We start from the raw sequence: 13,780 nt of genomic DNA, 5'->3' as shown, positions 1-13,780 counted from the left end.
CCGCTCGGGTGTCCACAACGAGGCAAGGGTCAGTGGACGGTGCTGGCCTGAGCGATCGCCTTGCACACCTGCTCCACCGCGTTGAGGGCGCGGGGGGTGAAGCGGTGCAGCTCATCCGGGTTGATGAGTCTTAACTGCCCATGTTTGACGGCGTCCAGCATGGACCACTGCTGCCAATGGGTCAGCACGGCGGGATCTTGACTGCCGGCCAGGATGAGGCTCGGGTTGGCCTTGATCACCTGCTCCAGCCCTATCTGGGGGTAGGGAGTCCTGGCACCGGCCGCGACATTGGTGGCGCCGCACAGCTCGATGGCCTGAGCCGGCCAGGCCGAGCCGCTGACGCTGGTCAGCGGCGGGTACCAGAGCTGATAGAACACGGAGACGGGCTTGGGCTTGCCATAGCGGCTCTTGATAGCATTGAGCCGCGCCATATAGGCATCGGCCTTGGCATTGGCCTCTTGTTCCAGTCCGAGCAGGGTGCCGAGGCGGCGCATCTCGTCTGCCAGGGAGGCGAAGTCGGTGGGCTCGGAGTAGAAGATGGGGATACCGAGCTGCGCCACCGGGGCCAGCATGCGGGACTGGGCTGAGTGCCAGGCCACCACCAGATCCGGTTTCTGGGCCAGCAGGGCCTCCAGGTTGATGCTGCGGTAGTTGGCCACCTGGGACCGGGTTTCCACCTCTGGCGGAAAGTCCGAGGCATCGTCGGTGGCGACGATGCGATCCCCGGCGCCGATGTCGAACAACAGCTCGGTGAGGTGAGGGGTGAGGCTGATGATGCGCTGGGGGGGCTGGCTCCAGCCGATCTGTGGCCAGCCGATCAGGATCAGCAGGGCGCACAGGGATCGCAGTGTGAGTCGATTAAGCACGGGCAAGCTCCAGGGTGGTGAGCAGGAGTGCCAACCCCATCCATCCCCAGCCGATCAGCTGCAGACGGTTGAGCAGCCGTAGCGGCAGCCCGGCATCCGGCTCGGCGCCGTCTCCGAGCACGGGGAAGCGTACCAGCTGCCCCTGGTAGTAACGGGGGCCGCCCAGGCGGGCCTTTGTGGCTCTGGCCGCCAGGGCGAGCAGGCAGCCCATGGCGGGATAGGGCCAGTGCAGGGCCAGTCGCAGTCGATTGCCAAGCTGCCGCAACTGGCTCATGCACAGGGGCAGTGCCAGCAGCAGGATGGTGGGGGCGCAGAGCCCCTGATAGAGGGCGGTTGCGGCGCGGCCGAAGTGTGCAAACTCTCTCTGTTTCGGGCTCCAGGCCTGGTTCATCAGCTGGGCGAGGCGCCAGAGCAGGGCTCCTTGCACCCCGGCCAGGGCGAAGCCCAGCAGGGGGCCGGCCCACTGGCCGACGAGGCGCAGGGCCGAGGTCTCGCTCACCGCCTTGGTCAGCCCCATGACGGACAAGGCGCCCGTCTCGCGCTTGAGCCAGGGGGCGGCCTGCAGCCGGGCCACCACCAGGGTCTCCTGGCTTGCCAGGGCGCGGGTCGCCCTGGCGAGTTCGCGCAGGGGGCGGGATTCGAGCATCAGCAGCAGGAACAAGAGGTCGAACAGGGGTTCGGACAGGGAGAGGTTGCGCACCGCCCAGAGCCCGGCGGCGCAGGGCAGCCAGACCACCAGCAGGGCCAGCATGCCGGCCTGGAATTGTTGGCGGGGGGAGCCGTCGGGGCGATAGACCCGGTGGCCCAGCCGCACCAGCAGCGGTAGCACGGCCCCAGGCCTGTAACGGGCAGGCCAGGGCAGCAGGGCTTCCAGCAGGGCGGATCCCAGCATAATGGCCGCCGTCGTCGAGAGCAACGCGGCGGTCAGGGGTTCCCAGGGGGATGCGTCGATCACAGCTTGCCGAGCAGCGAGATGATCATCTCGGCGGAGTGCTGACCCGCCACTTCGATGAAGGCATCGAAGGATTCCACCTGCTCCTTGCCGGCGATGTCAGACATGGCGCGCACCACCAGGTAGGGTACCTTGAACATGTGGCAAACCTGGCCGATGGCGGCCCCTTCCATCTCCACCGCCAGCATCTGCGGGAAGTCGGCGCGGGCTTTCGCAATCGCTTCCGGCTTGCACATAAACTGATCGCCGGTGCAGATGAGGCCGACCTTGGTCTGGTGCTTGCCTTGTTCGCCGATGCAGGACTCGGCCAGCGCGATCAGCTTCTCGTCGCAGGGGAAGGCGGCAGGCTGCTGGGCCATCTGACCCATCTCGTAGCCGAAGGCAGTCACGTCCACGTCGTGGAAGCGCATCTCGCTCGCGATCACCACATCGCCGATGTGCAGCTCCTGGTCGAAGCCGCCGGCGGAGCCGGTGTTGATGACGCAATCCGGGGCAAACTTCTCCAGCAGCAGGCTGGTGGCCACGCTGGCGGCGACCTTGCCGATGCCGGAGCGGGTCAGGATCACCTCTTTACCGGCGAGCCGCCCCTGATAGAACTCACAGCCACCCAGTTGCAGGGTGCGGGGTTCGCTGAGCTGACTGCGCAGCAGGGCGACTTCCTGCTCCATGGCGCCGATAATACCTACTTTCATCATCTACCTCGTTTGTCTCGTGTCTTCACGACGATGGACGGCCCCGGGGCCGTCTTGCCTGGCGCGGATGATAACAAATGTTGTGGATGGCGCCGAGCATTGTGCGGCGCCATGGGGTGATTGCGGAAAAATCAATCGTAGCGCCCGGCCAGAGCTACCAGTTCCCCCCGGCTGGCGAGCCGTTGCAGGGTGTCGCCAAACAGCTTGAGCCGCTCGGGGGAGATCTGGCGGTGGAACAAGATGTAGAAGGGGGTCTCCTCCATCACTCTGGGGAGCAGACGGATCTGGTCATCCAGCCGGTGCTGGCGAAGGTCGGCTTCAAAACCCGGGGAGCGGTAATAGAAGAAACGTCCCCGCTTCATCAGCAGCTTGTCGTAATTGGCCTCACTGTTGATCCCGCCGCTGTCGACGAGCAGGCCGCCGATGGCCTGCAACCGCGCGATGGCGCCGCTGCCGTGATTGATGAGGATGACGCCTTCCCGACCCAGCGCCCGCACATCCTCCCAGCCCCGGATCTCGACGGTATCGTCCCGGCGCACCGCCAGGTGATAGCGAACCGTGAAGATGGAGGGGGTGATGTAGATGAAGTTGTTGCGCCGCGCCGGGCTGTCTCCCACGCCGCAGATGAAATCCAGCTGGCCGTGGAGCACCTTCTTCTCCAGTCGCCGCAGGGGGAGAAAGGCCTGATCCCCCAGGATGCGCAGGGCGGGTTGCTCCCGCTCCATCAGCCGAAACAGGTCGACGCAGATGCCGCCGATCCGCCCATCGGATAGGGTCTGATACTTGGGCGCCGAGTCGGGCTGGGCCGCGGTGCGGTACTCTTCGGTGGCACCGGCCTCGCTGCCCATCAGCAGCAGGCACAGCAGCCCGGCCATCCTGACCCTCATCCCATCCACTCCCTGGAAAGTCATAGCCCCCGGGTATGGGGGCTGTGTGGTGGCTAGATATTAGGTTAGTTATCAGCGCCTTATCAACCCAGGGCGGTATCCAGCGTCATCATCAGGGCAAAGCCAGCCATCAAACCGAGGGTGGCATAGGTCTGGTGACCATTGCGGTGGGTCTCCGGGATCACCTCGTGGGAGACCACGAATAGCATGGCGCCGGCGGCGAGCCCCAGGCCAATGGGGTAGGCGATGGCCATGCCGCTGGCAAGCCCCACCCCGAGCAGGGCGCCCAGGGGTTCGAGCAGGCCGCTGCCGATGGCCACCAGCACGGCCAGGGAGGGGCGAAAACCGGCGGCGCACATGGCGAGCGCCACCGCCAAGCCTTCCGGAATATCCTGCAGGGCGATGGCGGTGGTGAGCGGCAGGCCGACCGCCATGTCACCTTGAGAGAAGCTGACCCCGATGGCCATGCCCTCCGGCAGGTTGTGGAGCGCGATGGCGAAGACGAACAACCAGACCCGGGAGCAGCTCTCGTGGCCGGGACCGCAGGGGCCCGTCTTGTCGTGTTCGTGGGGAGTGAACTGATCCAGCCCCAGCATCAGCAAGACGCCGAGGGTCATGCCGGTCACCACCACGGCGGCGGCGAGAAAACTGTCCCCCGTGATCCCCTCGGCGGCCTCGAGCCCTGGCAGCAACAGGGAGAAGGCGCTGGCGGCCAGCATCATGCCGGCGGCAAAGCCCAGCATGCCATCTTCCACCCGCTGGGGCACCGAGCGCAAGAACAGGGCTGGCAGGGCCCCCAGGGCCGTGGCGGCAAACCCGGCGACCCCGCCGATGAGGCCATAGCGGGCGCCCGGGCTGATGTCCCCCGCCAGCAGCATGACGAGGCTCTGCAGCAGGAGCAGCAGGACGGCTACCAGAGCGATGAGCAGGCCGAGGGCGGTGAGGGGGCGGGCCTGGATCTGATCGCGCAGCTGGGCGCTCCAGGAGAGGGAAAGAGGGGATGCGTTATCCATGGACGAGACCTTGAGACGATGGCAGAAACGAGGCTTCCATTACATCGCCGGCCGCTCCCTTTGTCCACGGCGGCGGGGCGATTGTGACAATCGGCTCAAGTTTGGCGACAGATGGTCGATGCTGTGACGGGCGCAGGGGCCGAGTGAATTCGGCCTGCTGCGACGAAAGGCGATGAGGGTCATGGGGGTCTTGTGATAAGGTGCGCCCCCTGCGAACGACCGCTTCCCTTGTCGCTCGCGCTTTTTTATCTCCCGTCAGGACGTTTCGGGCCATCGTTTACAGGGACGTGATCGCCACAGTGCACCTGCTTTGTCAGCAGTCGAGGATCACCAACCAAGATGTCTTATAAAAATCTCTCCATCGGCAAGAAGATTGCCGTGGTCTTCGCGGTCATTGCCGCCATCAATGTGATATTCGGTCTCTTTCTCGCGAGCGAACTACGCGGTATCAAGGATCGGGTTCTGAACTTCACCGATTCCACCCTGCCCAGCGTCATCTCGGTGGAGAACCTGCTCTATGACGTCTCCTACGTGCGCCGCGCCCAGTTTGCCCTGCTGATGATCGACGACGCGGCGGATCTGCAGGCCCGCCGTGGCCGCATTCAGGAGAGCATCGGCAAGGTCGAGCGTGCACTGAGCGCCTACGAGGCGACGGTGGGGGCAGACAATGAGCGCCAGGTGTTCAACCGCGCCAAGCAGCACTGGCTGCAGTACCTGAGCCAGGTCAACCAGATCGACAACTTGCTGGCCCGGGGGGCCATGGCAGAGGCCAAGGTGGCGCTGTTCCAGTCCAACGCCGCCTACACGGAGCTGGAGCGCTCGGTCAATGGCCTGGTGGACGTGAACCTCGGCTTCGTGCAGGAGAACCGGGGCAGCCTGCTCGGCAGCGTCAACATGGTGACCACCTCCGCCACCCTGAGCATCGGTGCCCTGCTGCTGTTCATGGGGTTCATGACCTGGTTCCTGACCCGCCAGATCTGCCTGCCACTGCACGCCGTGGTGGCCCAGGCCAATGCCATCGCCGCCGGCGATCTGACCCATCAGCTGGATCGCCAGCACATTGGCCAGGACGAGCTCGGCATGCTGGCCAAGGCCTCCCTCAAGATGCAGGACAACCTGCGCGGCTTGATTGAAGAAGTGGTGGCCGCCGTGACCCAGCTCGGCGCCGCCATCGAGGAGGTGAGCGCCGTCTCCGAGCAGTCGGCGCAAGGGATCCAGAGCCAGCAGCAGGAGATCGCCATGGTGGCGACCGCCATGGCCCAGATGAAGGCCACAGTGGCTGACGTGGCGGGCAATACCGAGGTGGCGTCAGAGTCCGCCAGCTCCGCCAATGCCCTGGCCAGACAGGGCAATCAGGAGGTGCAAGGGGCCCTGGTGGCCATCACCCGGGTGGCCGAGGAGATGGAGCAGGCCGGCTCCCTGGTGGCCGAGCTGGAGCGGGAGTCCGCCCAGATCAACGTGGTGGTGGACGTCATTCGCGGCATCGCCGATCAGACCAACCTGCTGGCGCTGAACGCCGCTATCGAGGCCGCCCGGGCCGGTGAGCAGGGTCGAGGCTTTGCGGTGGTGGCGGACGAGGTACGTACCCTGGCGGGCCGCACCCAGGCCTCTACCGGCGAGATAGTCTCCATCATCGAGACCCTGCAGGCCCGCGCCAACCAGGCGAAAGAGGTAACCGGCCAGAGCTGCGAGATGATCCGCCAGTGCGTGAACCAGAGCGAGCAGACCAGCACCGGCATCCAGCAGATCGAGGTGGCGGTGGGGCAGATCGCCGACATGGCCATTCAGATCGCCAGCGCCTGCGGTGAGCAGGATGCGGTCTCCGATGAGCTTGGCCGCAACGTGGAACGGATCAACGAATCCTCCAACGAGGTAGCCAGCGGCGCGGATCATACCGCCCGCGCCTGCCTGGAGCTGAGCCAGTTGGCGGCCGGTCTGCGTCAGACCATAGGGCGCTTCCGCCTGGCCTGATGCCTGGCATCGATTGATTGCCTAGACGCGGTGTGCCCCGATACAGGGCGCACCGGGGAGCAAGGCAGATAAAAAACGGGGCCAATGGCCCCGTTTTTTATTGCTCGCAAGCAGTCGGATCAGACGCTATGGCCGAGGCCTGCACCCGCATCCTTCTTGGCGATCAGTTCAATCTTGTAACCGTCGGGATCTTCCACGAAGGCGATGACGGTAGTGCCACCCTTGACCGGACCCGGCTCGCGGGTGATCTTGGCGCCGGCGGCACGCAGGGCCTCACAGGTGCCATAGATGTCGTCCGCTTCCAGGGCGATGTGGCCGTAGGCGGAGCCCAGCTCGTACTCGCTGACGCCCCAGTTGTAGGTCAGCTCGATGACGGCTTCATCCTTCTCGTCGCCGTAACCGACGAAGGCCAGGGTGTACTTGTACTCGCTGTTCTCGCTCTTGCGCAGCAGCTTCATGCCGAGCACCCGGGTGTAGAAGTCGATGGAGCGTTGCAGATCGCCGACGCGTAACATCGTATGCAGAATTCTCATTGCTTGCCTCTCCAAGTTGGTGATTTACACTGTTTTTATGTGAATACGCAGAGTAAATGGTAGGTATTTTTTGCTCTATTAACAGAGATCGCTTTAACTAGCTCTCTGGATAGACCTTTTCTTTGTACTCGCACAGGTCTTCGATGATGCAGGAGCCGCAGCGGGGCTTGCGCGCCAGGCAGGTGTAGCGCCCGTGCAGGATCAGCCAGTGGTGCACATCCAGCTTGAACTCGGCGGGGACCACCTTGAGCAGCTTCTCCTCCACCTGATCCACGTTCTTGCCTACCGCGAAGCCGGTGCGGTTCGATACCCGGAAGATGTGGGTGTCGACGGCGATGGTGGGCCAGCCGAAGGCGGTGTTGAGCACCACGTTGGCGGTCTTGCGACCCACACCCGGCAGGGCTTCCAGCGCCTCGCGATCCTCCGGCACCTCGCCACCGTGGCGCTCCAGCAGGATGGCGCAGGTCTTGATGACGTTCTCGGCCTTGGTGTTGAACAGGCCTATGGTCTTGATGTACTGCTTCACCCCGTCCACCCCGAGGGCCAGCATGGCGGCCGGGGTATTGGCCACCGGATAGAGCAGGGCGGTGGCCTTGTTGACGCTCACATCGGTGGCCTGGGCCGACAGCAGGACGGCGATCAGTAGCTCGAAGGGCGAGTCGAAATGAAGCTCGGTGGTGGGGTGCGGGTTGTGCTCCCGCAGCCGCTCCAGAATTTCTCTGCGTTTTTGGTTATTCATCGATTCTCTGTGTCTGTCTTGGCACTCTACGCTAGCGCGGGCAAAGCCCTAGAGCTGGGTGGCACGGGCGCCGGGGGCGGGCACGGCGCAGTGGGCCTTGTCGGCGGCCTGCTTGCGGCCCAGGCGATCGTTGATGGCATTCTTGGCGGCGATGAGCAGCCCCAGCCCGATGAAGCCCCCGGGTGGCAGGATGGCCAGCAGCAGGCTGGCATCGGCGTGGAACAGCTCGATGCGCAGGGACCTGGCCCAGTCACCCAGCAGCAGATCCGCGCCGTCGAACAGGGTGCCCATGCCGATGATCTCCCGCAGACCCCCCAGCACCAGCAGCACCAGTGTGAAGCCGAGCCCCATCATGAAACCATCGATCGCCGCCAGCAGAGGCGGGTTCTTGGAGGCGTAGGCCTCGGCCCGGCCTATGATGACGCAGTTGGTGACGATGAGCGCGATGAAGATGCCGAGGGACTGGTAGAGGCCATAGGTGTAGGCGTTCATCAAGAGCTGCACGCTGGTCACCAGGGCGGCGATGATCATCACGTAGATGGGGATGCGGATATCCTTGGGCACCAGGTTGCGCACCAGGGAGACGGCGAGGTTGGAACTCACCAGCACCACCAGGGTCGCCAACCCCAGACCCAGGGCATTGGTGAAGGTGGAGGAGACAGCCAGGGTCGGGCAGAGCCCCAACACCTGCACCAGGGAGGGGTTGTTCTTCCACAGCCCCTGCAGCATCAGCTCCTTGAGCTCCTCGCGGCGGGCATTACCCTCGGCCGGGGGAGCCGTGTCGATCGCGTCCACCTGTTCCATGGACTCTTGCATTGTCTCTTGCATGGTTGGCTCCGGCATCATGGGGCTGCGTCGCAGGAGGGGGCATCCCGCAGTATCTCGGGGTGTTCCTGTTGCAGGCGCAGCAGGTTCTTCACCGCCTTGACCACGGCGCGGGGCGTGATGGTGGCACCGGTGAAGGCGTCGAACTCGCCCCCGTCCTTCTTCACCGCCCAGGTCGCGTCGTTGTCTGCATTGAGGGTACGGCCGACGAAGCTGTCGATCCAGTTGGATTTTTTCAGCTCGATCTTGTCCCCGAGGCCCGGGGTCTCCTTGTGGGCCAGCACGCGCACCGCGCTGACGGCGCCCTTGGCGTCGGTACCGACCACCATGCGAATGGCGCCGCTGTAGCCGTCGGGGGCTATGGTCTCGAGCGCATAGCCGGAGGGCTCGCCCTTGAGCGTCGCGCTGTAGAGGGGCATGGGCTGATCGCTGCCGAGGTATTCACGGCTGGTGACCAGCTTGCAGCTGGCCACCAGATCGTTGTCATAGCTTCCCTCCGGCAGCAGGGCCGAGAGGATGCGCAGCTTGTCGAGCTGTTGCTGGTGGGCGATGCGATCCTTGGTGAGCTCGTTGGTCAGCACCACCATGGCGGTGCAGGCGAGGGCGAACAGGGCCAGGGTGACACCGTTCTTGCGCATGCTCTTTAACATGAGAAAGCCCCCAGGGCACGGGTTGGAGAGATAAGATGTTGGATCATTTGCGGCGCGCTCCGTAGACCTTGGGCCGAGTCAGGCTGTCGATGAGGGGCACGCACAGGTTGGCGAGCAAGACCGCGAAGGCGAAGGCATCCGGGTAGCCGCCGAAGCGACGAATGAGGTAGACCAGGGCCCCTATCATGGCCCCATAGATGAGGCGGCCCCGCGCCGTGGTGCTGGCGCTCACCGGATCCGTGGCGATGAAGAAGGCCCCCAGCATGGTGGCGCCGCTGAACAGGTGCAGCATGGGGGTGGCGGTGGCGTCCGGGGTTGCCAGATAGCCCAGAGTGGCGGAGAGCAGCAGGGCCCCCAGCACGGCTACCGGGATGCGCCAGTTGATCACCTTCTGCTGCAGCAGGAACAGGCCCCCCAGCAGATAGCCGAGGTTGACCCAGCTCCAGCCGATACCGCCCCAGCCCTCGAAGACCTTGTGGGTCATCACCTCGGTGGCCGTGAGCCCCTGGGTCAGCCCCGTCTTGAAGGTGTCGAGGGGGGTCGCCATGGTCAGGCCATCCACCCCTTGCTTGAGCTGCATCATGCTGTAGCCGTCGAGGCTGAAGCCGGTGAAGATCACCGAGACCGCATCCCCGAAGCCGATGTCATAGGCGGCGATGCTGGACGGTGGCAACCAGCTGGTCATCTGCACCGGGAAGGATACCAGCAGCAGCACATAGGCCACCATGGCCGGGTTGAACAGGTTCTGGCCGAGACCGCCATAGAGGTGCTTGGCGATGATGATGGCAAAGGCCGTGGCCAGCACCAGCATCCACCAGGGCAGCAGGGGAGGCAGGGAGAGCCCGATCAGCACGGCGGTGAGGGCCGCGCTGCCGTCCAGCAGGGCCGGCTTGACGGGACGGCCACGGAGTCTCAGCACCAGGGCCTCAGAGGCCAGCGCCGTCACCAGCGCGAGCAGGATCTGGACCAGGGTGCCCCAGCCGAAGAACCAGGTTTGCGCCAGGAAGCCGGGCAGGCAGGCCAGGATCACCAGCAACATCAGGGTCTGGGTCTGCTTGCGGTTATGGGCAAAGGGCGCAGTCGCGATATTGAACATGGATCAATGGCTCTTGTCTGAAAGTGGGTCTGACTCGGGCTGGCCCTGAGCGGCAGCTTCGGCCGCCAATTTTTTGGCCTTGGCGCGAGCGATGGCGGCCGCGATGGCCGCCTTCTTGGGATCGACCTCGGGGGTGGGGGTATCCGCTGCGGGCGCTATCTCGGTGCTGGCTGTTTCGGCCTCCGTCTCCGCCGCCTGTGCCGCTTTCTTGGCCTTGGCACGGGCGATGGCGGCGGCGATGGCTGCCTTCTTGGGATCGACTTCAGTGGCAGGTGCATCCGCTACGGGCGCTATCTCAGCGCTTACCGTCTCGGCCTCCGTCTCCACCGCCTGGGCCGCCTTCTTGGCCTTGGCGCGGGCGATGGCGGCGGCGATGGCCGCCTTCTTGGGATCGACCTCGGTGGCTGTCTCCGCAGCGGGCGCTATCTCAGCGCTTGCCGTATCGGCCTCCGTTTCCGCTACCTGGGCCACCTTCTTGGCCTTGGCGCGGGCGATGGCGGCCGCGATGGCAGCCTTCTTGGGATCGACGTCAGTGGCAGGTGTATCCGCAGCGGGCGCTATCTCAGCGCTTGCCGTCTCGGCCTCCGTTTCCGCTATCTGGGTCGCCTTCTTGGCCTTGGCGCGGGCCAGGGCGGCCGCGATGGCAGCCTTCTTGGGATCGACCTCGGCGGCGTCTTGCTGGGCTTCCACGGTCACGACTTCTGCTGCTTCGGCAGCTTTGGCGGCGCGGCGGGCCAGCGCCTCCTGTTTGCGCGCCTCCCGGGCCGCGGCCATGTCAGCATTGTCCGGTCGGAAATCCGATGGGGCGGCGCCGTCGGCCGCCTCCTGCTTGGCCTTGAGGCGAGCCAGGGCGGCGGCGACCGGATCTTCACCGCCCGCCTTGGTCATGGCCTGACGGCGCTGGGCGGCCGCCTCGGCGTGGCGTGCCTCGCGAGCGGCCTTGTCTCGCTCGAAGCGGGCCTGCTTGGCCTCGAAGCGCTGTTTGGCGCGCTCGGCCTTCTCGTGCTCGGCACGGGTCTCACGGATGTCGTCCTTGGCAATCTTGTAGTACTGCACCAGGGGGATCTCGCTCGGGCAGACCCAGGCGCAGGCGCCGCACTCGATGCAGTCGAACAGGTTGAGCCCCTCGGCCTTGTCGTACTCCTTGACCCGGCTATACCAGTAGAGCTCCTGGGGCAGCAGGTTGGCGGGACAGGCGTCGGCGCAGGCGCTGCAACGGATGCAGGCCTGTTCCGGGCCGGGGGGCGGCAGCTCGGCCCGGGTCGGGGAGAGCAGGCAGTTGGTGGCCTTGACCACGGGCACCATGGCGTGGGGCAGGGTGAAGCCCATCATGGGCCCCCCCATGATGACCCGCTGATCCGCCTCCGGCTGCAGCTCGAAGCGTTGCAGCAGCCAGCGTACCGGGGTGCCGAGGCGCACCCAGGCGTTGCCCGGTTTCTTGAAGGCATCGCCGGTGAGGGTGACGATGCGCTCGATCAGGGGCTCGCCGTCGATGATGGCGCGCTTGATGGCGAAGACGGTGGCGACGTTGAGCACCATGATGCCCATGTCCACCGCGCGCCCGCCCTTGGGCACCTGACGACCGGTGAGCAGCTCTATGGTCTGCTTGGCACCGCCGGACGGGTACTTGGTGGGCACCGACTTGACCAGCACGTCCTCGTCTGTGGCGTGACGGGTCAATGCGGCGATGGCGGCGGGCTTGTTGTCTTCCACCCCGATCAGGGTGAGCTTTGGCTTGAGCAGATGCTTGAGCACCCGGATACCGTCCAGGATCTCGTCCGCATACTCCTGCATCAACCTGTCATCCGTGGTGATGTAGGGCTCGCACTCCAGGCCGTTGACGATCAGGATTTCGGTGAGCTGGCCGCGGCCGTCGAGCTTGCTGTGGGTCGGGAAGACGGCGCCGCCGAGGCCCGCGATGCCGGCCTGCTGGATGCGTTCGAGCAGTTCGCCCCGCTCCAGGTTCCAGTAATCGGGGCGGCCGTCGCGCGGCCCCCAGGCATCTTCCCCATCCGGGGTGAGCAGCACGCAGAGATCGTCAAGGCCAGAGGGGTGCGCCACCGTATGGGGTTCGATGGCGGTGACGGTGCCCGAGGTGGAGGCGTGCACCGGCACGATGCGGCCCTTGTCATAGCGGGTCAGGGGCTGGCCCTTCTTGACCCTGTCACCCACCTGGACCAGCAGATCGCCGGCGGGGCCCGCGTGCTGGCGCACCGGTATGATGAGCTGGGGGGGCAGGCCCGCCTGCACCACAGGGGTCAGGCTGGACTGGTGCTTGTTCTCGGGAGGATGGATGCCGCCGTGAAAATCCCAGAGGGAGCCGGCTTTGATACGTTCGAGCAAGGAATGCATGGTTACTCCACTATCTTGACCGGAATGGTGACCTTGGCCAGATCCCATTTCCAGTTATCGACCGTGGTCGGAACCGGGATCATTTCGATACAGTCGGTCGGGCAGGGGTCGACGCAGAGATCGCAACCCGTGCACTCGTTGGCGATGACGGTGTGCATCGCCTTGGTCGCACCCAGGATGGCGTCGACCGGGCAGGCCTGGATGCACTTGGTGCAACCAATGCACATGTCCTCGTGGATGAAGGCGACCTTCTTGACGGGCACGGCGGCCTCGTCCCCCCCCCCAAGGGGCAGGGGTTCGACCCCCATGAGGTCGGCAATCTTACGCATGGTGGCATCGCCACCGGGCACACATTTGTTGATTTGATCGCCGTTCGCCAGCGCCTCTGCATAGGGTTTGCAGCCCGGATAGCCGCACTGGCCGCACTGGGTCTGGGGCAGCAGGGCGTCGAGCTGATCGACGATGGGATCGGCTTCCACATGAAACTTGACGGCGGCGAAGCCCAGGATGATGCCGAAGGCCAGGGCCAGCAGGGCCAGCACCAGAATGGCAAAGAGTATATGAGTCATAGCGCTATATCTTGATGAGGCCGGTAAAGCCCATGAAGGCAAGCGACATCAGGCCTGCGGTGACCATGGCGATGGAGACGCCGCGAAATGGGGCCGGCACGTCGGCGGCGACCAGGCGCTCACGCATGGCGGCGAACAGGATCAACACCAGGGAGAAACCGCAGGCGGCCCCGAAGCCGTAAATGATGCTCTGCATGAAGTTGTGGTGCTCGTTGATGCTGAGCAGGGCCACGCCGAGCACGGCGCAGTTGGTGGTAATGAGGGGCAGGAAGATGCCGAGCAGGCGATAGAGGGTCGGGCTGCTCTTGCGGATCACCATCTCGGTGAACTGCACCACCACGGCGATCACCAGGATGAAGCCCAGGGTGCGCAGATAGGCGATATTCAGCGGGATAAGGATATAGTGCTCCATCAGATAGGAGCAGGCGCTGGCCAGCGTCATCACGAAGGTGGTGGCCAGTCCCATGCCGATGGCGGTTTCCAGCTTGCCAGAGACCCCCATGAAGGGGCAGAGGCCGAGAAACTTCACCAGCACGAAGTTGTTGATCAGCACGGTGCCGACCAGTAAAAGCAGGTACTCAGTCATTGACGATGGGGTATCCGGTATGAAGGCGGCCGTATTATCTGATTTTAGG

At 64.9% G+C, this 13,780-nt stretch carries 14 protein-coding genes; 1 reads left to right on the top strand and 13 read right to left on the bottom strand.

Translation table 11 applies throughout. The features are described from left to right. Window positions 1–29: 29 nt before the first annotated feature. The 5 genes from ACRCYW_RS08615 to ACRCYW_RS08595 all read right to left on the bottom strand — a co-directional run bounded on the left by ACRCYW_RS08615 (window position 30) and on the right by ACRCYW_RS08595 (window position 4,410). Window positions 30–839, bottom strand: coding sequence for a cobalamin-binding protein (locus tag ACRCYW_RS08615; RefSeq protein ID WP_438549768.1), 810 nt, complete (start codon window positions 837–839; stop codon window positions 30–32). Window positions 840–858: 19 nt separating this feature from the next. Then, a complete protein-coding gene (locus ACRCYW_RS08610; protein ID WP_438549767.1) occupies window positions 859–1,758 on the bottom strand; it encodes a cobalamin biosynthesis protein CobD/CbiB in 900 nt (299 codons plus the stop codon). 59 nt (window positions 1,759–1,817) lie between these two features. Beyond that, a complete protein-coding gene (gene mtnN, locus ACRCYW_RS08605) occupies window positions 1,818–2,510 on the bottom strand; it encodes a 5'-methylthioadenosine/S-adenosylhomocysteine nucleosidase (protein ID WP_438549691.1) in 693 nt (230 codons plus the stop codon). A 131-nt stretch (window positions 2,511–2,641) separates the two neighbouring features. Next, window positions 2,642–3,397, bottom strand: coding sequence for a substrate-binding periplasmic protein (locus ACRCYW_RS08600; RefSeq protein ID WP_438549690.1), 756 nt, complete (start codon window positions 3,395–3,397; stop codon window positions 2,642–2,644). Between the two features lie 83 nt (window positions 3,398–3,480). Continuing rightward, window positions 3,481–4,410 (bottom strand): ZIP family metal transporter, encoded by a 930-nt coding sequence (locus ACRCYW_RS08595; RefSeq protein ID WP_438549689.1) that lies wholly within the window; start codon window positions 4,408–4,410, stop codon window positions 3,481–3,483. A gap of 339 nt (window positions 4,411–4,749) precedes the next feature. Between ACRCYW_RS08595 and ACRCYW_RS08590 the strand changes: the two genes are divergently transcribed. Beyond that, window positions 4,750–6,381, top strand: a complete 1,632-nt coding sequence (locus ACRCYW_RS08590; protein WP_438549688.1) for a methyl-accepting chemotaxis protein — start codon at window positions 4,750–4,752, stop codon at window positions 6,379–6,381. Window positions 6,382–6,500: 119 nt separating this feature from the next. Here the strand turns inward: ACRCYW_RS08590 and gloA are convergent, their stop codons facing one another. From gloA to rsxA, 8 genes are all read right to left on the bottom strand, one after another. Continuing rightward, on the bottom strand, window positions 6,501–6,914 hold the full coding sequence (gene gloA / locus ACRCYW_RS08585) for a lactoylglutathione lyase (RefSeq protein ID WP_438549687.1): 414 nt from the start codon (window positions 6,912–6,914) through the stop codon (window positions 6,501–6,503). Window positions 6,915–7,011: 97 nt separating this feature from the next. Next, a complete protein-coding gene (gene nth, locus ACRCYW_RS08580) occupies window positions 7,012–7,653 on the bottom strand; it encodes an endonuclease III (RefSeq protein WP_438549686.1) in 642 nt (213 codons plus the stop codon). Window positions 7,654–7,701: 48 nt separating this feature from the next. Next, the gene (locus ACRCYW_RS08575; RefSeq protein ID WP_438549766.1) at window positions 7,702–8,457 is read right to left on the bottom strand and encodes an electron transport complex subunit E; all 756 of its coding nucleotides are present in this window, start codon (window positions 8,455–8,457) and stop codon (window positions 7,702–7,704) included. A gap of 38 nt (window positions 8,458–8,495) precedes the next feature. Then, window positions 8,496–9,128 carry an electron transport complex subunit RsxG gene (gene rsxG, locus ACRCYW_RS08570; protein ID WP_438549685.1) on the bottom strand — a complete coding sequence of 211 codons (633 nt, stop codon included), beginning with the start codon at window positions 9,126–9,128 and terminating at the stop codon, window positions 8,496–8,498. Window positions 9,129–9,171: 43 nt separating this feature from the next. After that, window positions 9,172–10,224 carry an electron transport complex subunit RsxD gene (gene rsxD / locus ACRCYW_RS08565; RefSeq protein WP_438549684.1) on the bottom strand — a complete coding sequence of 351 codons (1,053 nt, stop codon included), beginning with the start codon at window positions 10,222–10,224 and terminating at the stop codon, window positions 9,172–9,174. Window positions 10,225–10,227: 3 nt separating this feature from the next. Continuing rightward, window positions 10,228–12,576: an electron transport complex subunit RsxC gene (rsxC, locus tag ACRCYW_RS08560; RefSeq protein WP_438549683.1), complete on the bottom strand. Its 2,349-nt coding sequence runs from the start codon at window positions 12,574–12,576 to the stop codon at window positions 10,228–10,230. Window positions 12,577–12,578: 2 nt separating this feature from the next. Further along, the gene (rsxB, locus tag ACRCYW_RS08555; RefSeq protein ID WP_438549682.1) at window positions 12,579–13,145 is read right to left on the bottom strand and encodes an electron transport complex subunit RsxB; all 567 of its coding nucleotides are present in this window, start codon (window positions 13,143–13,145) and stop codon (window positions 12,579–12,581) included. A 4-nt stretch (window positions 13,146–13,149) separates the two neighbouring features. Beyond that, a complete protein-coding gene (gene rsxA, locus ACRCYW_RS08550; RefSeq protein WP_349921806.1) occupies window positions 13,150–13,731 on the bottom strand; it encodes an electron transport complex subunit RsxA in 582 nt (193 codons plus the stop codon). Window positions 13,732–13,780 lie beyond the last annotated feature (49 nt).

The sequence above is a fragment of the Aeromonas sp. genome, from assembly GCF_051657805.1.
GTDB lineage: Bacteria > Pseudomonadota > Gammaproteobacteria > Enterobacterales > Aeromonadaceae > Aeromonas.
This window is presented reverse-complemented; position numbering and strand designations above follow the sequence as displayed.